18 protein-coding genes are annotated in these 16,825 nt (G+C 70.1%); 7 read left to right on the forward strand and 11 right to left on the reverse strand.

Translation table 11 applies throughout. The annotated features are described in order from the left end of the window. Positions 1-55: 55 nt before the first annotated feature. A complete protein-coding gene (locus ACICHK_RS38855; RefSeq protein WP_406840659.1) occupies positions 56-727 on the forward strand; it encodes a DUF2278 family protein in 672 nt (223 codons plus the stop codon). A 35-nt stretch (positions 728-762) separates the two neighbouring features. Here ACICHK_RS38855 and ACICHK_RS38860 read toward each other — a convergent pair whose 3' ends face one another. The 3 genes from ACICHK_RS38860 to ACICHK_RS38870 form a co-directional block, all read right to left on the reverse strand. Continuing rightward, the gene (locus ACICHK_RS38860) at positions 763-1,278 is read right to left on the reverse strand and encodes a hypothetical protein (protein WP_406840660.1); all 516 of its coding nucleotides are present in this window, start codon (positions 1,276-1,278) and stop codon (positions 763-765) included. Positions 1,279-1,395: 117 nt separating this feature from the next. After that, entirely contained in the window at positions 1,396-2,124 is a 729-nt protein-coding gene (locus tag ACICHK_RS38865) for a YqjF family protein (RefSeq protein ID WP_151473578.1), read from the reverse strand. Positions 2,125-2,178: 54 nt separating this feature from the next. Continuing rightward, complete coding sequence (locus ACICHK_RS38870; protein WP_406840661.1) at positions 2,179-2,427, reverse strand: WhiB family transcriptional regulator; 249 nt, start codon at positions 2,425-2,427, stop codon at positions 2,179-2,181. A gap of 405 nt (positions 2,428-2,832) precedes the next feature. Here ACICHK_RS38870 and ACICHK_RS38875 point away from each other — a divergent pair, with 405 nt between their 5' ends. Continuing rightward, positions 2,833-3,072, forward strand: coding sequence for a hypothetical protein (locus ACICHK_RS38875; protein WP_406840662.1), 240 nt, complete (start codon positions 2,833-2,835; stop codon positions 3,070-3,072). A gap of 781 nt (positions 3,073-3,853) precedes the next feature. On the opposite strand, the gene ACICHK_RS38880 is transcribed toward ACICHK_RS38875, so the two are convergent. Continuing rightward, a complete protein-coding gene (locus ACICHK_RS38880) occupies positions 3,854-4,204 on the reverse strand; it encodes a beta/gamma crystallin domain-containing protein (protein ID WP_151473581.1) in 351 nt (116 codons plus the stop codon). Between the two features lie 252 nt (positions 4,205-4,456). Here ACICHK_RS38880 and ACICHK_RS38885 point away from each other — a divergent pair, with 252 nt between their 5' ends. After that, a complete protein-coding gene (locus tag ACICHK_RS38885) occupies positions 4,457-5,083 on the forward strand; it encodes a hypothetical protein (RefSeq protein ID WP_406840663.1) in 627 nt (208 codons plus the stop codon). Between the two features lie 126 nt (positions 5,084-5,209). Here ACICHK_RS38885 and ACICHK_RS38890 read toward each other — a convergent pair whose 3' ends face one another. Beyond that, on the reverse strand, positions 5,210-5,368 hold the full coding sequence (locus ACICHK_RS38890; protein WP_406840664.1) for a hypothetical protein: 159 nt from the start codon (positions 5,366-5,368) through the stop codon (positions 5,210-5,212). A 391-nt stretch (positions 5,369-5,759) separates the two neighbouring features. On the opposite strand from ACICHK_RS38890, the gene ACICHK_RS38895 reads away from it, so the two are divergent. Continuing rightward, positions 5,760-6,455, forward strand: coding sequence for a hypothetical protein (locus ACICHK_RS38895; RefSeq protein WP_406840665.1), 696 nt, complete (start codon positions 5,760-5,762; stop codon positions 6,453-6,455). A gap of 98 nt (positions 6,456-6,553) precedes the next feature. On the opposite strand, the gene ACICHK_RS38900 is transcribed toward ACICHK_RS38895, so the two are convergent. The 5 genes from ACICHK_RS38900 to ACICHK_RS38920 form a co-directional block, all read right to left on the reverse strand. Then, positions 6,554-6,925: a hypothetical protein gene (locus ACICHK_RS38900; RefSeq protein ID WP_406840666.1), complete on the reverse strand. Its 372-nt coding sequence runs from the start codon at positions 6,923-6,925 to the stop codon at positions 6,554-6,556. Between the two features lie 125 nt (positions 6,926-7,050). Further along, positions 7,051-7,239, reverse strand: a complete 189-nt coding sequence (locus ACICHK_RS38905; protein ID WP_406840667.1) for a hypothetical protein — start codon at positions 7,237-7,239, stop codon at positions 7,051-7,053. Positions 7,240-7,307: 68 nt separating this feature from the next. Then, entirely contained in the window at positions 7,308-7,775 is a 468-nt protein-coding gene (locus tag ACICHK_RS38910) for a cupin domain-containing protein (protein WP_406840668.1), read from the reverse strand. A 107-nt stretch (positions 7,776-7,882) separates the two neighbouring features. Next, positions 7,883-8,044, reverse strand: a complete 162-nt coding sequence (locus ACICHK_RS38915) for a hypothetical protein (RefSeq protein WP_406840669.1) — start codon at positions 8,042-8,044, stop codon at positions 7,883-7,885. A 673-nt stretch (positions 8,045-8,717) separates the two neighbouring features. Further along, positions 8,718-8,945 (reverse strand): DUF5133 domain-containing protein, encoded by a 228-nt coding sequence (locus tag ACICHK_RS38920; protein WP_151473586.1) that lies wholly within the window; start codon positions 8,943-8,945, stop codon positions 8,718-8,720. 117 nt (positions 8,946-9,062) lie between these two features. Here ACICHK_RS38920 and ACICHK_RS38925 point away from each other — a divergent pair, with 117 nt between their 5' ends. Next, positions 9,063-9,572, forward strand: coding sequence for a GNAT family N-acetyltransferase (locus ACICHK_RS38925; RefSeq protein ID WP_406840670.1), 510 nt, complete (start codon positions 9,063-9,065; stop codon positions 9,570-9,572). 26 nt (positions 9,573-9,598) lie between these two features. Here ACICHK_RS38925 and ACICHK_RS38930 read toward each other — a convergent pair whose 3' ends face one another. After that, positions 9,599-13,150 carry a BTAD domain-containing putative transcriptional regulator gene (locus ACICHK_RS38930; RefSeq protein ID WP_406840671.1) on the reverse strand — a complete coding sequence of 1,184 codons (3,552 nt, stop codon included), beginning with the start codon at positions 13,148-13,150 and terminating at the stop codon, positions 9,599-9,601. Positions 13,151-14,409: 1,259 nt separating this feature from the next. Between ACICHK_RS38930 and ACICHK_RS38935 the strand changes: the two genes are divergently transcribed. Together ACICHK_RS38935 and ACICHK_RS38940 are read left to right on the forward strand one after the other, a co-directional pair. After that, entirely contained in the window at positions 14,410-16,059 is a 1,650-nt protein-coding gene (locus tag ACICHK_RS38935; RefSeq protein WP_406840672.1) for a GMC oxidoreductase, read from the forward strand. Next, positions 16,052-16,744, forward strand: a complete 693-nt coding sequence (locus ACICHK_RS38940) for a LuxR C-terminal-related transcriptional regulator (protein WP_406840673.1) — start codon at positions 16,052-16,054, stop codon at positions 16,742-16,744. The genes ACICHK_RS38935 and ACICHK_RS38940 overlap by 8 nt, the downstream gene beginning before the upstream one ends. The last annotated feature ends 81 nt before the right edge of the window (positions 16,745-16,825 follow it).

Genomic DNA, 16,825 nt, shown 5'->3' on the forward strand with positions numbered 1-16,825 from the left:
TACGGAGCGCTGTCGCCGTGATGCGTCGGGTGTGTGCCGGTGATTCACTGGCGGCATGCCTTTGGAGCGCTATGGCGTGCTGTCGGGGACCTTGTACCGGCACTACCGGGACCAGCCGGACGACCAGGGCCGCTGGTTCCACCTCCACCTGGAGGTGGACGCCTCCGACGTGCGCCACCACTGTGCCGTCGACGTCGACAGCCATCAGTCGAACGTGGGCGTGCAGTGGAAGACGTTCACCCTGGACCCCGGCGGTCTCGGGCCGGTCCCGCTGCTCGCCCCGGGGTACCACGACCTGGTGTCCGAGCCGGACTCCGGAGCCCTGGACCACCTGCGCCACCCGGCGCTCGTCGACCGGTCCGGGGTCCTGTTCCAACGCCGCCCGCCGTCCTGGCTGCGGGAGCTCCTCGACCTCTTCGGGTCCCACCCCTGGCAGGCGGGCTCCAACGTCGACGCGGCCACCGCCCTGGAGTCGATCCTGGTGCCGGGCCGGCCCGTCCTCGTCTTCGGCGAGCCCTTCGAGCACGATGCCGGAGGGCAGCGCGGGATGCACAACATCCACCAGAACCAGGGCGACCCGGCCGACTCCCAGTGGGCGCCGGAGAACGGCCCCTGGCAGGACGGCGGGACGCTCACCCGGCTTCCCGACGGCCGCTTCGAGGTCTTCCTGAACAAGTTCTCCAGCCAGGCGGGGGCCACGGACGGCGCGGGCCACCCCGTTCCGTGAAGGGGCGGTGCACGACCGGAGCGCTCGCCCCGGGGTCAACCCCGCCGGGCGCGCGCGATGCTGTCGTGGACCCACCGGGGAAACACGAGCCGCGGGAAGAGCCGGCCCTCGACGTCGAACTCGAACGAAAAAGACCGGAGCATTCTCATGTCCCGGTGCGCGACGCGGACGGTGACGAAGGTGTCGGGAGCGTGCCAACCCGACCCGAAGGGGCCGATCCGGTTGATCCTCGCGTGAATACGGTTCCCGTGGACCAGGGCGGCACAGCCGTGTTCCCGGGCCTTCAGCACCGGGACGATGCCGTCCCAGCGGCTGAACTCGTCGAGATATCCGTGCTCGGACAGTTCCCGCAGGGTGATCCTCTCCATCCGCGCACTCTCCGGGCCGTCGAGGAACACCATGAGCTGAGGCACCCCCTTGCGGCGCCGCCAGTGGGCGGGGAGGTCCCGGACGACGCGGTCCAGCACGCACAGGATGTCGGCGCGCACCGCGGGATCCAGCGACTGGAGCTCTCTCGGTATGTACTCGACGTGCTCGTCGGCTTCGCTCACCCCGCAAGTGTCCACAGGAGAAACCACCGGCTCAACCACGTGGTCAGCGGCCTGCGTTCGTTCCCGGCGGCGGGCTCGGCGGACCGGGTCGGACATGCCGCGCGACGCACCGCCCGCTCAGGTGCCGGGCAGCGGTACCGGTGTTCCGAACCGCACCGGCACGCCAGGCGCGTACAGCACACTGAGCGGTGCTCCCTCCGGCTGGGACAGGCCCGCGGCCGCGATGAGCGAATCGTCCCAGTCGAGCAGGGAACAGCGGCGGAACGACCACGCGGGATGAGTGTTGGGAAGGTAGTAGGACCGTCCGAGGGCGCGTCCGTGCAGTCCCCAGCGGTTCGTGAGGAACTCCTCGACGGGCTCCGGCACCACAGGGGTCCTCTCGATCTCCAGCCATACGCGGGCCCCGGCTCCGGCCGCTCCGCGGCGGCTGGTCCGGTACAGCAGACGGTTCTCGAACCACTGGCTGCGGATGCGGGACCAACGGTAGGGGAGCCGGAAGGACGCGTCCGCGGCCAGGACGGGTACCAGGCGGTCGCATTCCAGCGAGCGGAACACCACTCCGCGACGCCCGAGCGCGTCCCGGCTGTAGAGACGGACGTTCACCTCGTCGAAGGACCCGAAGTACGGGAGCGCCGGAGTGCCGCCGAAGGCGAGACCGCGCAGACGGAAGAAGACCAGACCGACGTACGTCCGGCCACGGTGGAGGTCGGGGACGGTGCCGGGCGGGAGAAGGCCTGCCACTTCGAACGGGTCCGCGGGCCAGTGCAGGAAGACCAGGTCGTGCCAGCTCTGACGGAAGAGCGTCCGCCGCGGCGTACGCGGCGCGCACGGGGTGACCGGCTCCACGGGGCGTACGGTCCGGTGACGCTGTCGGGATGATCCGGGCTCGCGCACTTGTGATCAGGGGGTGCGGCGCTCGGCCGGCTCTCGTGAGCTCAGCGTGCGCCGCTCGGCCGCCGTCGTCCCGCCCCACACCCCGTCGCGCTCCGTGTTCAGCAGGGCCCAGTCCGTACAGGCGGGCACGACCGGGCATCTGCGGCAGACGGCGCGTGCCCGCTCGATCTGCCCTCGGGACGGGCCTTCCTCACCGAGAGGGAAGAAGAGTTCGGGGTCTTCGGTACGGCAGGCCGCCGATTCACGCCAGTCCATGGCTCGCCCATCCTCCGCACAGCACCGCGACTGTTCGCGGGCAGGTCGTCCACGCGGCGCACGCGGCGCCGCCCGACCCGGCAGAGGTAGGGAACAATATAGGTGCTATCGGTTGATTCGGCCACGTCGAGGTCGCTGTCGTCCTGGGCCGACGTGTCCATGGCTCAAGGAGCGAGGGCCCGCTCCGACTCGCCCGCGGCGTCATCTGCTCGAGGCGTCCGTGAACCTGCGTCGGACCCGGTCGGTAAAGCGGTGGTTCCATCTCGGCATCGCCCCTACCTTGTCGGCATGTGCCGATACGCGATCTCGTACAAGCCGCACTTCGTGTGTCTGGCGTGCCGGTCGTCGTTCAAGCGGAACCCGCTGTCCCCGCGAGCGCATCCATGTCCACGCTGCCGAGCCCCGATGATCGATGCCGGGTTCGACCTCGCCGTCCCCCGTCGTGGGGACAAGGGGGCCTGGAAGGCGCTGGAGGCCACGCTGCGCGCCGGTCTCACCTTCCACTCGTGCGGTTGCGACGGCCCCGGCTACCGGCCGAGGACCGCTGCGGAGGTCCGGGAGCGACGCCGGGCGGCGAAGCGGCTGGGACTGCCGGAACGAGCGACTCTCAAGCGCTACGACCCGTGGGAGGAGCCCACGTGGTGAGGTCGTGCCGTACACCGGCGAAGTACGGCGACCTCCGGTGTGCTCACGGGGCGGCCGTCCTGGCTTCCTCCGGTCGACGAAGCCACGCACCGGCAGAATTGGGGGTCCCCGCAGAGCTGTGAGCCGTTGTGCGGCCATCCGCGGGTGAACGCGTGACCTGCTCCGCGCGCGGCTCCGCCACCGAGCCGAGGGCGTCGGTCCTTCGTTCACTGTAGGTGCGGCGCTGTTGCTGTCGTCGTCGGTCGGTGGGCGGGTAAAGGCGGAAAACCCCAAGGCGGCCATGACCGCCTCGAGCGACGCCATGTCTCTGTCCGCCGGCCATGCACGCCGGGCGATCAGCTCACGCCCACGAGACGGGTCCGCGGACGGTGGCACAGTCGGGTGCGGGAGCCGGGCCGCATCGCGACGGCCCGGCCGCCGACAGGTGCCCGGAGCGTCGGCCGCTCACCGTTACGACCGGGATACGGCCGCGTCGGCCCCAGGTGCGTCCTCGGGACTGCCGAGGGGTGAAACCGGCTTCGTCCTCGAAACAGATGTAGCCCCCGCAGACCGCCTGCCGCGAGATACGGCCAATATCCCTGGCTCTACAGGTGCTTCGCGAAAATTTACCCCGACGGGCCGAAGTCGGCAGCGGGTACCTCTTCCTGTTTCTCCGTCGACAGGCCGATCATCAGGCAGTGGATCGAGGCTGAGGCGGGGTGTCCCGGAGAGGAATTACCCCGCCACATCCCGGCGCTATCCGCGAGGTTTCCGTATTACGCGATCGCGGTTCGTGGAGTCGTCACCAGATTTGAATCGCATTGACGTGCACCGCGTTTCGCGGCTGGAATACGGTCCACCGGTTGATGTGCACCGTGGCCCCGTTGACGTCGTAGTAGGTGATGTCGTTGTTGCCGGTGCTGATCCTGTCCACCCAGATGCCGCCCGGGTACTCGTCCCTGCCGGCGTTCGCGTAGCAGATCTCGAGGGACCCTCCCCAGGAGTGCCCTTCGACCTTCAGGAGGTCCGTCCTGCCCTGGCAGGGAACCTCGTCGATGGCGTAGGCGCTGCCGACCGGTACGGCGACGGTGAGAGCGGCGGCCGCGGCGATCGCCATGGCCGAGGAACGCACCATCCTCTTGGTCCGTGACATTGCAATTTCCCCAATGAGCTAATACCGAATCGTGCGGTCACGTCACGGGGAATGGTCAACGCGACGGAATTGGCCGTACGGCCATTCCGTCGCTTCCCCCGCGCCTCACCGAGGATCGCCCAGGGGTCTCCCGCGCGGCAACCCTGCCCTTTGCCCCGGACCGAAATCAATCACCCAATGTCCTGAAGCGATCCCTGAATGTACGGGTCCGGGTGGATTCGGGCTCTCTTGGCGGCCCGTATCGCAGCGCAAATGACGGACCGCCCGGACCGACACCCGCTCGGGCGGATGCATTTCACGGTGGTTGGCCATGCCACCGGCCTGACCTGGGCAGTTGCAGATGATTCACAGGCCATTCGCTTCGCCGCAGCTTTGGCTTGGCGTTTATCCCCGGCGGGCTTCGTGCTCCTTGACGGTCAGCGGCCGACGCTCCGGACACCTGCCGGTGGCCGGGCCGTCGCGATGCGGCCCGGATCCCGTCAGTGCGAGATCCTGCAGGACGATGCCCAGCTCGAGATCACCGGACTCTTGACCCGGTCATCAGGACTCCACCGGCCTTCGCGGCAACCCGGCCGTATGGAGCGGACTCGGCTTCAGCCAGGACTGATCGAGCGGGCGCTCTCCCGGTGGACCGCCATCGCCAAGGCACCCAAAGATCAGCTCCCTTCACCGTTCGGTGACCGGTGCGGTGTCCCCGAATGCTGCCCTGAACCGGCTGACGAGCGAGATCTGCCGGAGCTGGCGATCCGTGCTCTGCCGAAGAAGAGTTCACGGGAGCTCCGCAGCATCGTGCAGCCCCTCGATCTGAAGATCCTCGAACGCCCCGACGCCGTGCCGTACGGTGATCCGCCGCATCGCTGGTGGCGAAGCGCCTTCTGACCGAGCAGTGCCCCTGCCGTGCCCGATCGAGCGGGGAACAGCGGCAGCCCACGGGTATCGGAAACGGCGACGGGTGCTTTCCTCGGTGCGGTGGACGGCCGCCGGTCAGCGGCAACGGGCTTGTGGTCAGGTGGGACGGCAGGTCTTGCACGCGCGGTTGTCGATCGCGGCCATCAAGTCCTGAGCCGCTGCCCGCACGGCGGGATCCCCGTCACCGGTCGGCCTGTCCGCCAGGCCTCTGCCGTCGAGCACGGCCTTGGCCATCAAGGCCAGGGGGAGGGGCATCCTCGTGGAGGAACGGGCAGGGATCCGCCGGTTGCACGGGCTCGCGGCAATCCGTTCGCGTGATGGTCGCCCGGCCGCATACGGTCCCCGGATGACGAGGACCACGCCGGCCAGACCGGTATCCGTGGAGGCCGTGTTCCCGGAGCTGGCCGCCCACCGGGGCCGGACGACACGGTTGCACCCCAGGCCGGGGCGGCCCGGCATGCACGACAGTCACGTCGGTGGGCCGATGCTGTGGCCGGACTGCGAACCCTGGCCACTCTGCCATGAGCCGCACCAGCGCGAGACCGAGGGGTACGCACCGGAGGAGATCCGCGGTGCTCGGGCCGCAGGCGTCTTTCCTCCGAGCCGGCCGTGGTCTCGCGCGGAAGCTCCCGGGAGGGACGGTCCGGTGCCCTTCGTGGGCCTGGCCCAGTTCTTCCGCCGTGACATCCCCGGTCTTGCCTGCGGGCCCGACGGCGCGGATCTGGTGCAGCTCTTCCGCTGCCCCTTCACCCACGGACCGTACCTGGAGCGCCGCTACCGCCTGCGGTGGCGGCAGACCGGGCAGACCGAGCAGGCGGAACGCTTCCTCGCGGATCTGCCCCACGTGCCCCTGCTGCGGTGGGAGCACGAACTTCCCGAGCCGTGTGTCCTGCACCCGGAAGAGGTGGACACCTATCCCTGGGCGGAGGGGGACACACTGCCCGCCTCGCTGATCGCGCGCATCGATGAGTGGGAGGACGCCCAGATCGCGGAACACGGCCCCGACGCCCCCAACTACCAGAGCGACCTGTCGATTCCTCCCGGCTGGCGCGTCGGAGGATTCCCCAGCTGGGCGTCGACAGGCCCGATGTCCATCGACTGTGCGTCCTGCGCGACCCCGATGCGGCTTCTGCTGACGGCCGAGGGCCACGAGATGGACGCCGGCTCGCACAGCTGGGTGCCACTGGAGGACCGTGACCCGTCCCTGAGGGGGAAGGCATCGATCCGGGGTGGCCAATTCGTCGCCCAGCCCACTCGGCTCCGCTTCGGCCGGGACCGGGACCTGCATGTCTTCATCTGCCCGGCCGATCTCGAACACGAGCCCCGATGGGTGCTCACCTGACGGAGTCCCACCGGCCCGAACCGGACGATCACGTTCGGAGACAGGCCTGGTCCCGAGCGGCAGTGATTCCTCCCGGACCACCGCAACGGCGTCGCCGGTCATCGACCGTCCAGGCCGTTCCCGCGGGAGCGCCGATGGCGGTCGACCAGGGTGTGCTTGAGCAGTTTTCCGGTGGGCGTGCGGGGCAGTGCGCCGACGAACTCCCCGTGGCGCGGATGCTGCGCCCCGCGGGTCCGCTCGGGATCCCCGTGGTGGACGAACGGCGGCTCGTCGCGCTCGAAGTAGACCGTCCCGGTCCGTCCCGGCGGCAGCTCCCCGCCGTCCTCGGCGCAGATCCGCACGGTGCCCAGCAGGACCCGGCCGGCCGAGCCGGGCCTCCGCAGCCACTCCTCGGTGTCGATGAACGTCGCCCCGATGCCCTCGGTCGCCGCGTAGTACTCGTGGATGATCGGCCCCCACCAGGCGATCATGGCCCGCTTGACGTCGACCGGGCAGGGCGCGGCGCGTGCACCGCCACCCGCAGCGAGGAGAGGTCGTACCGGGTACGGACTTCGGCGGGCGGCTTCAGCGCCCTGACGAACATGGCCGGCACCCCCTAGGTGTGGGTCACCCGATGGCGCTCGATGGCGGAAAGGGCCTGTTCCGCGTCGAAGTGCCGCAGCATCACCACGGTCCCGCCGCAGGCGTGCACCACACCGCCGAAGCGCAGCGGCGCGGCGTGGTGGACCGGCGCGGGGGAGAGGCGGACGGTGTCCGGGCCGAAGCCGTAGAGCGGGCCGAACAACGCGGCCGGGATGTCATCGAGGCGACCGGACCGGTCGCAGTCCGACCGGTCAGCGGCTGCGGGGCGGTCTAGTAGGAGCTGGTGCGGTAACGGCTGCGGAACTCCGCCAAGAGTTCGTCGGTCGCTTCGGCCCCGGCGCTCACGGCGGCGTGGATGTCGCGGAAGTAGTTTTCGTAGCCCGCAGGCGTGTAGAGGCACAGGGCGCGTGCGGGGACCGGGCCCGCGTTGCGGAAGCCGTGCGGGGTGCCGCGCGTGGCGGCGAGCAGATGCCCGGGGCCGACCGTCACCTCGCCGTCCCCGGTGTGGAGGGTCAACTCGCCCTCGAGAACGTAGAAGTATTCGTCGTGTCCGTCGTGGACGTGCGGCCTGGCACCGATGGTGCCAGGGGCCAGGCCGAACTCCTCGAAGGCGAAGTGCCCGCCCGTGTGCTCCGCGGTGAGCCGGAAGAAATGCTCGACACCGGCGACGTCGATGAGCTCGCCGTCCTGGGGGCGGCGCAGAAGCGGGCGAACGGGAGTCCGGTCCTGATCATTCATGACTGCATTGTGGCCCAGCCATCCTCGTCCCACGCGGGTGAGCCCTCCGGCAGAGCGTCGAACGCGCCGGCCTCCCGCCCTTGCCGGAAGCGGTTGGAGACGGTCGGTCAGGGGCCGGACCCCTGTGGCATCTCCCGCCGTTGTCCGCCGGTCCCGAACCGCCGGATCACACCCTCGAACTGCTGCCGCAGCCGCTCGGGGTACGGGCCGTACGCGTCGACCTGCAGACAAGGCCCCGTGAACTTCCACCCCTGGTCAGTCAGTTGCACGCGAGTCACGCGAGACGATCTACCGGTTCAAAGCCTCGGAGCGGCGTCGAATCCAAGGAATGATCATGACCCGATATGTGTTCTGGTGGACGTCGACGGCCGTCCCGCATGCTCTTGAGCCCAGACGCCCCGGTCCCGGGGCACCGAGCAGGAGGAGCGGACATGTCCGGACGCATCAGCAGGAGATTCGCGGCCGCCCTGGTGGGCGGACTTGTCCTTGTCTCGGGAGCGACCTCCGCGGCAGCGGCATCGCCGGGCGAAGCAGCAGCAGTGGGTGGCACCAGAATTCGCAGCGAGTACCGACAGTCATGGGCGGACGTGGAGAGCGCGTCATTCGCGGACGGAGCCCGAGTCATACAGTGGGCCACCGACGGCTGCCTGCCCAACCAGCGATTCGACGAGCGGCGCCTTGGGGGACCAGCTCCGCCAGTATCCGTGTAACGGCGTCGTCAACCAGAGGTGGACTCTCTGGTCCTGACAAGGACGCCGTTCCCCTCGGCGCCCGGCGGGACGGGGGCCGATGGCTGCGATCATCGTGTGCCGGTGTGGCGCCCTCCGGGCGCCACCCTCCCGACCCCCGTACCGGCGAGGTCGTGTATTCACGTGTCGCAGGTTCCGGACAGTCCCCGGTCAGGTGGACATGAGGTCTGACATGTCGCGGTGATGGGTGGGGTCAGAGCGTGACGAGGGAGTCGTCGTGCGGGCGTGCGCCGGGCAGCCGGTGGCGGGCGGCGACGAGGGCCGTATCGATGTCGCGGGTGCCGGTCGACACGCACAGGGTGTAGGCGATGTCGTCCATACGCCGGCGTACCTCGGGGCCGCCCTTTTCAGCTTGCAGGATCCGCAGCGTCTCGTACTGCTCGATCAAGCGCGCCAGTACCGCGGGGTGTGCCATGAGCATCGCAAGTCTCCCTGATCGCCATCGTCACCAAGGCTCATACACCGGCTCCTGTGCCCCGGAGCCCGCCCGCCATTCCCCTGTGTTCCGGTCCGGCGGCTGTTCTGAAAGGATCACGGCATGACCGGCCGACGGAACGCCGCCACCGCATCCCCCAGGCCCTTTGCCGAGCCCGTCCGGCTCGACCTGTCCGACCCCGGCACCCTGCGTCCTCTGTGGGACCTCCAGCGGGCCTCCTACGCGGTCGAAGCCCGGCTCATCGGCTTCGACGGCATCCCGCCCCTGCACGAGACCCCTGAGCAGTTGCGCGCGAGTGACGAGTCCTTCCTCGGGGTCCGCGACGCGTCGGGACTGGTCGGAGCGGTCGCCTGGACCCGCTTGCCGAACGGCGCCCTGGACATCTGCCGCCTCGTGGTCCATCCCGCCGCGCATCGCCGCGGCGTCGCGACGGCACTGCTCGACGCCCTGGACTCGATCGAGCCGGCGGAACTGACCGTCGTCTCCACCGGAACCGCCAACCTGCCCGCGATCGCGCTCTATCGCCGGCGCGGATTCACACCGGTCGGCCGGCGCCGGATCGCGCCCGACGTCACGGTCACCCTGCTGGAACGCAGGACCGAACCGGCCTGATCACGTCCCGGGCGGCCTGCGGTGCCTCACGGGGACGGAGAGCCGGTCGGGTCGGACCACTCGTCGGCACCCGGGCCCAGCAGCTCGTGCAGCAGCGGGGTCGCGGGCAGCGCGGGGTGGAGGTACACACGCTCACGGCGTTGTCCGACCGCGGCCAGCATCGTCCGGAAGGTGGTCCTCGCCGCCTCGGCACGCCCGCTGCCCAGCTGCGCCTGCCCCAGCAGGCCCAGGTGGAGGGGGTGGCGCAGGTACGCCCCGGACCGGCCCAGTTCGGCCAGCGAGATGTGCATGAGGGACAGGCCGTCGTCGGGGTCTCCCGCCTGCGCCAGGCCCCACCCCTTGACGACGCCCAACATCGCCTTCCAGTAGAGCAGTCCGTACTCGCCCGCGACCCGGACACCCTCGTCGCTCGAGGCGAGCGCGGTGTGGACGTCACCCTCCCAGGCCGCCACGACCCCGTCCACGTAGAGGGCGAAGGAGCGGTCGGAGGGCCTGCTCTCGTACTCGGTGATGCTCAGCAGTTCCCGTCGGCGCGCATCGGCGGTGCCCCGGTTCCCGAGGAGCCAGTGGGTGAAGGTGTCGTAGGAGCGGCAGGAGACGCGCGGGTCGTGCTGGAAGGTACGTGCCAGCACACGGACCTCGTCGGCCACACGGTCCGCCGTGTCGACGCCGCGCTCCAGTTCGACGAGCGCCTGCGGCAGCATTCCGCGCACGTGCAGCACGATGCCTTCGCCGTAGGCCGCGCCGAGCGCCGCCACGGGCTCCCAGGTCCGGCGCGAGATGTCCCGCAGCAGGCCGGACAGCTGTCGCGAGGTGTCGTAGCGGCCGGTGACCAGGTGCGCCGCGCACAGCGCCCAGAGCACCGACGGATCCTCGGGAGCCTGCGTGGCCGCGTTCAGGGCGCGGCCGTGCGTCAGGGCCGTCTCGGCCTCGCGGTCCCCGTAGCCGCGCGTGGTGGCGAGTACCTGGCCGAGCTGGATGTGCAGCCTCTGCTCCAGCCGCGCCGTGGCGGGATCGTCCGAGGGCAGGAACCTGATCAGGTGCTGTGCGCGGCGCAGCCAGATCTCCACCTGCTCGTACGCCATGGACAGTTCGGCCTGTTCCGCGGCGAGCAGCAGCCGGGGGAGCACCTGGGCGGCGGGCAGCACGCTCCTGGCGTGCCAGCTGTGATGCGCCACCCGCTCCTCGTCGCCCGTCTGCCCGCCCTGGCGTGCGCCCAGCGCCTCGGCGATCCTGGCGTGCAGGTGATGGCGTTCCGCACGGGGCAGTTCGTCGATGAGCGTCTCCTGGACCAGGGCGTGAGCGAAGTGCAGCCGCCCCGGATCATGCGGCTCCTCCCCGAGCAGACCGGCGCGCAGGGCCGATTCGAGACCGGTGGCGACCGGTTCGTCGGGCGTGGCGGTCCGGTGCAGCAGGTCGGTGTCCACCTCGGTGCCGATGACGGCGCACAGCCGGAGCAGTCGCAGCACCGGCTCGGGCAGCGCGGCGAACCGCTGGTGCAGCACCTCGCGAATGCCGGTGGGAATGTGCGCCAGGAGCGCGTCGGCCGCGTCCGGGCGACGGAGTCTGCGCGCGTCGCCCACGAGGGAGAGGAACTGCATCACGAAGTACGGGTTGCCTTCGCTGCGCCGGTGCAGCACCTCGACGACGCTCGGGTCCACACCGGACCCCGCATGTGCCTCGACAAGGTCGGCGATGCCGTGCAGGGAGAGCCCGCCCAGCCGCAGCGTCTCGGTTCTGGGCCCGCGCAACACGTCGGAGACGATCCGGCGCAGCGTCCCGTCCGACTCGGCCTCGAACTCCCGGGCCGTGAACACGATCCCGAGCGGATGGCCCTGGCACCGGGTGCGCAGCAGTCTGAGGAGGTCGAGGGAGACGGTGTCCGCCCATTGCAGATCTTCGAGGAGCAGCACGAGCGGGTGTCGTCCGGCGAGGTCGAGCAGCACCTCGCAGACGGCGTCATGGGCGAGGAAGAGGTCCTGGGGCCCGTTGGCGGACACGCCGGGGTCTTCGGTCCGGGCCGCCGACCGTTCGGGTATGAGCGGGGCGAGCAGGGCGTCGTACGGTCGTGTCGCCTCACGGAAGGCGTCCGGCCGGGTGGCGGACAGCCGCCGCAGGACCTGGGTCCACAGCCAGTAGGCGGGGACGCCCTCGTCGGGGAAGCAGTGGCTCCAGACGACCTCCAGTCCGGTGCCCTCCTGCCGCGCCTCCATGCTTTCCAGCCGGGCGGCGAGTTCGAGCAGCAGGCGGGTCTTTCCGACGCCCGGGGGGCCGAGGACGCCGGCCACGTGGCCCCGGCCCACCGCGGCACTCACGGCAGCGGCGGTCAGACGGTCGAGTTCCTGGCCGCGGCCGGTGAACGGTGACGGGGCGGCCGTCCGCCCCGACTCGGGCTCCGGGGACGCGTCGGCTCCCGGGGCAGTCGCCGGCTCGTACGCCGGCCAGGGTAAGCCTCGCCGCCGTGCTCTCCCGTCCCGCGCGCCGTCGGCGTCCGCCCGTGCCCCGGGCGGCAGATCGGCCCGCGTCCTCGGGCGCGCGTCGGTCCCCGTGCTCTCGTCGCGTCCGGCGGACGGCGGTGAGCCGGCTGCCGCGAGGGCGTCGCCGGTCGCCACCGTCCCGTCGTGCCCGCAGTCGGTGACAGCCGTGCTGCCGTCGGAGCGTGACGAGCCCGGTGGTGCGCCGGCTGCGGTCCCGTTCCTCACCGGCGGCGCGGGGGAGGGGGCGGTGGACGCGGGCCGTGCGGGAGGGAGCTTCTCGGACGGAGCGCCCGCTCCCGGCTCCTGGCGCACTATCAGGTCTCTGACCTGGCGCAGTTCGGCCGCGATGTCGACACCGAACTCCTCGGCCAGATGGCTGCGCGTCCGCTCGTACACCTCCAGCGCCTCGGCCTGCCGGCCGAGGCGGGACAGTGCTGTCATGAGGTGGCCGACCAGTCGCTCGCGTGTGGGGTGCCGGCGCGCTTCCCCGTCCAGATCGGCGGCGACCTCCTCGGCCGCGCCGAGAGCCAGCCGCGCCTCCGCGCGGGACTCCACGGCGGTGAGCCGGATCTGTTCGAGCCGGGCACACTCGTCGCTGAGCGGCGGATGGCCGTCGAACTCCGCGTACGGCGAACCGCGCCACAACTGGAGGGCCTCGGTGAGCCGGGCCTGCGCGGTACGCGGATCGCTCTGCTTGAGCAGCAGCCGTCCGTCGGTGACCAGACGCTCGAAGCGGCAGGCATCGACGTGCTCGGGATCGAGGTCGAGGACGTAGCCGGGTGTCCTGTGACGCAGCACCGAGGGACGACCCGGTCCCGCCGCCGCGTGCAGTGACCGGCGCAGGTGCGAGACATGGCTCTGCAGGGTGGCGACGGCGTGCCGGGGCGCTCCGTCACTCCACAGTTCCTCCACGAGCAGTTCGGTGGGCACCACACGGCCGAGACGGATGAGCAGCAGAGCCAACAGCGTCCGTCGGCGCGGCGGGCCGAGCGGGAGGTCGTGTCCGTCGAGGTGCGCCGACATGGGTCCCAGGACGCTCAGAAAGAGCTCGGCCCGGCCGGTGTTCGTGGGCGACCCGTTCGCGGTCGGGGGTACGGGCATGACGGTCCCTATCGTTCAGCCGCGGCCGGAGTCGACGCCGACGGTCGACAGCGGTGAAGGGCCATCGGCGATTTCGGCTGCATCACGGAGGAGTGGGTATTGGGTAGAACTGATCATGAAGAAACCGTAATACCGTAATGGTGTTACCCGCGGTCGTGACAAACGGCACGCCGGGCCTGTCGGCCATGGAGGCTGAGACGGAGCCACGGGAAGCCGCGGTCCGAGTGACGCATGACACGGTGCCCCAGGTGACGGCGGACACGCCGGGCTGCTTTCGGGTCCGGCGGATCGTGCCGCGAACTCCGGCCCCATGATGGCGAACTCGAGGAGTCCCGGGCCACCACCTCGCTCTGTTCGGCAAGAAACAGGCAGGCATTGGGCAAGGATTCCGTCCAGGGGGCGGAAAAAGGGCGGCGGCCGACGGCAAGGGGTCGTCAGCGGCTCGACCAGGACCCTGCAAGGGCGGTGACGCACGATTCCGGTGTCTGGAGACACCGCTGGTCCAGGGCCGATGAAGCCCCTGTGGACGGTCCGACGACCGCACACCGGCCTTCGGACTGATTTCGTGCTCAAGTTTCGGACAGGGGGCCTTTTCTTGCTGAATGAAGCACTTGCAGCTCCGGGCCTGCTCGTGGCAAGCCTCTATATCACACCGACCGTCCAGCAAGGGCCCAGGAATTTCCGGCAGTTCACCGACTGGTTAAATGGCCCGTCCAGGGACCTGTTCTCGGAATTTACGCCTTCGCCGTGCCTTTGGCGGAAAACCGCTGCTTCGACCGCCGGAGCGTCAAGCGCCGCACGACCTGTCCGCCTGTGCCCGCCCGCCCGAGGTCGTCGATGACGTCGTGAGGTGAGCGGGCGCGGACCCGCGTCGCCGGTCACCCGCCCGCGGCAGGGCAGGACGGCTGGAGCGAGTCGGCGCGCCGTGGCGAGGCGTCTCACCGGTGCCCGCCGCGGTCCCCGGTACGGGACGACCCGGACCGGCCGCGTTCCACGAGTTGCCGCTCGGCCCGGCGCGCGCCCGAAGACACACGTGTGGGCGTGGCCCGCCCGTGAACGAACCATGCCCCACGCCCCCTTCCGCACGTCGAGCGGCCGTCCGTCCATGGCCCGCCCTCCGCGACGTCCCCGAACCCGATCCGGACGCCGGCGACCGCCTTCGCGCTTCACCGGACACCCATCAGGCCGCGCGGGCCCGGCCTTCCGATTCCTCCTTCCCCTTCCTCCTTCCCCGCCTTCACCGCCAAGGAGCACAGCACATGACCGCACAACAGTCCCTGTCACGCCGCCGCATGCTCGGTCTGACGGCCTTGGGCGCTGCCGCACTCGCAGGGCAGAGCACGATCACCGCAGCACCCCGGGCCGCCGCCGCCGAGGCCGGTGTGTCCGACGGCACGTTCGTCCCCGCCGTCGTGGTCGGCACCGGATACGGCGCGGCCGTCTCCGCGCTCCGTCTCGGTGAGGCAGGAGTGTCCACCCTGATGCTGGAGATGGGCCGGCTGTGGAACCAGCCCGGCCCGGACGGCAACGTGTTCAGCGGGATGCTCCGGCCCGACAAGCGCTCCAGCTGGTTCAAGAGCCGCACCGAGGCCCCGCTCGGCTCCTTCCTGTGGCTCGACGTCGCCAACCGGGACATCGAGCCCTACGCCGGTGTACTGGACCGGGTCAACTTCGACCAGATGTCCGTGTACGTGGGACGCGGTGTCGGCGGTGGTTCGCTCGTCAACGGCGGCATGGCGGTCACACCCCGGCGCTCGTACTTCGAGGAGGTGCTGCCCCAGGTCGACGCCGACGAGATGTACACCAAGTACTTCCCGCGCGCGAATTCCACCCTCCGCGTGAAGACCATCGACAAGGCCTGGTTCGAGGAGACGGAGTGGTACACGTACGCGCGTGTCTCGCGCCGGCAGGCCTCGAACGCGGGCCTGAGCACCACCTTCGTGCCCAACGTCTACGACTGGGACCACATGCGCCGTGAGGCGGACGGCACGGCGGCCAGATCCGCGCTGGCCGCCGAGGTCATCTACGGCAACAACCACGGCAAGGTCTCCCTCGACAAGAGCTACCTGGCGGCCGCCCTCGGCACCGGCAAGGTCACCATCGAGACCCTGCACCAGGTCAAGGCGATCCGGCAGCGCAACGACGGCACCTACCTGCTGACCGTCGAGCAGAAGGACGCCGGCGGCAAGCTGCTCGCGACCAAGGAGATCTCCTGTCGCCACCTCTTCCTCGGTGCCGGCAGCCTCGGCTCGACCGAACTGCTGCTGCGTGCCCGGGAGACCGGAGCCCTTCCGAACCTCGGCTCGGAGATCGGCGGAGGCTGGGGCCCCAACGGCAACATCATGACCGCCCGCGCCAACCACGTGTGGAACCCCACGGGCAGCCATCAGTCGTCGATCCCCGCCCTCGGCATCGACGACTGGGACAACCCCGACGCCCCCGTATTCGCCGAGATCGCCCCCATGCCGGCCGGCCTGGAGACCTGGGTCAGCCTGTACCTGGCCATCACCAAGAACCCGGAGCGCGGCACCTTCGTCTACGACGCCGCCGAGGACCGGGCGGACCTGCGCTGGACCCGGGAACAGAACGCGCCCGCGGTCGCGGCCGCGAAGTCGCTGTTCGACCGCATCAACAGGGCCAACACCACCATGTACCGGTACGACCTCTTCGGCAAGCAGCTCAAGGCCTTCGCCGACGACTTCTGCTACCACCCGCTCGGCGGCTGCGTCCTCGGCAGGGCCACCGACAACTACGGCCGTGTCACCGGATACAAGAACCTCTATGTGACCGACGGCTCGCTCATACCCGGCAGCATCGGTGTCAACCCGTTCGTGACCATCACGGCGCTGGCGGAGCGGAACGTCGAACGCGTCATCCGGGAGGACGTCAAGGATTCACGCCGTGATTGACGAAACGCGTGCCACGACGGTGGCCCCTGTTTCCTCCACCGCGACGAAACGGGGATCGGAGTACGGTGAGATATTCCGGTTGATGTTCGAGCGGTCCGGACTGTGCATGGCCACGCTGGATCGCTCCTTGTGTCTGCGTGAAGCCAACACCGACTTCCTCGCACAGTTCGGCCGCAATCCCCGGGACAGTTACGGCCGCCCGTTCTCGACGTTCCTGCATCCGACGGCACGACGATCCATAGGCCGCGATCTGGAACTGCTCGGCGCCGGTGAGCGTGACCGTGTCGGAGGAAAGTTCATCGCGGTCCGGCAGGACGGCGCGCTGCTGTTCGGTGAGCTGATCGCCGTATCGGCGGTCAGGTCGCTCGGTGAGGTCGATTCCATTCTGGTGCTGGTGGGCCGGACCTCCCGGGTCGGCAAGACGCAGGCGATGGTCCGGCGCGGAATGCTGCTCGCCCCGATGGACGCCAAGATCCTGGAAGGCGTCGCCGCGGGGATGTCCACGGACAAGCTGGCGACCGTCCTGCACATGAGCCGGGGCGGGGTGGAGTACCGGATCACGGCTCTGATGCGCAGGTTCAAGGCCGTCAACCGAACCGAACTGGCCTCGAAGGCCTACTCCATGGGCCTGCTGACCGCCGACAGCTGGCCGCCCACCGTGCAGTCGGCCTACGTGCAGGCCTGAGGGGACGAAGGGAAGCGGAGCCGCCCGGTGGTCCGCCGGGCGGCTCCGCTTCCTGTCGGATCGTGGTTTCAGCCGGACTCG

It is taken from the genome of Streptomyces sp. AHU1, from assembly GCF_045343905.1.
GTDB lineage: Bacteria > Actinomycetota > Actinomycetes > Streptomycetales > Streptomycetaceae > Streptomyces > Streptomyces triticiradicis.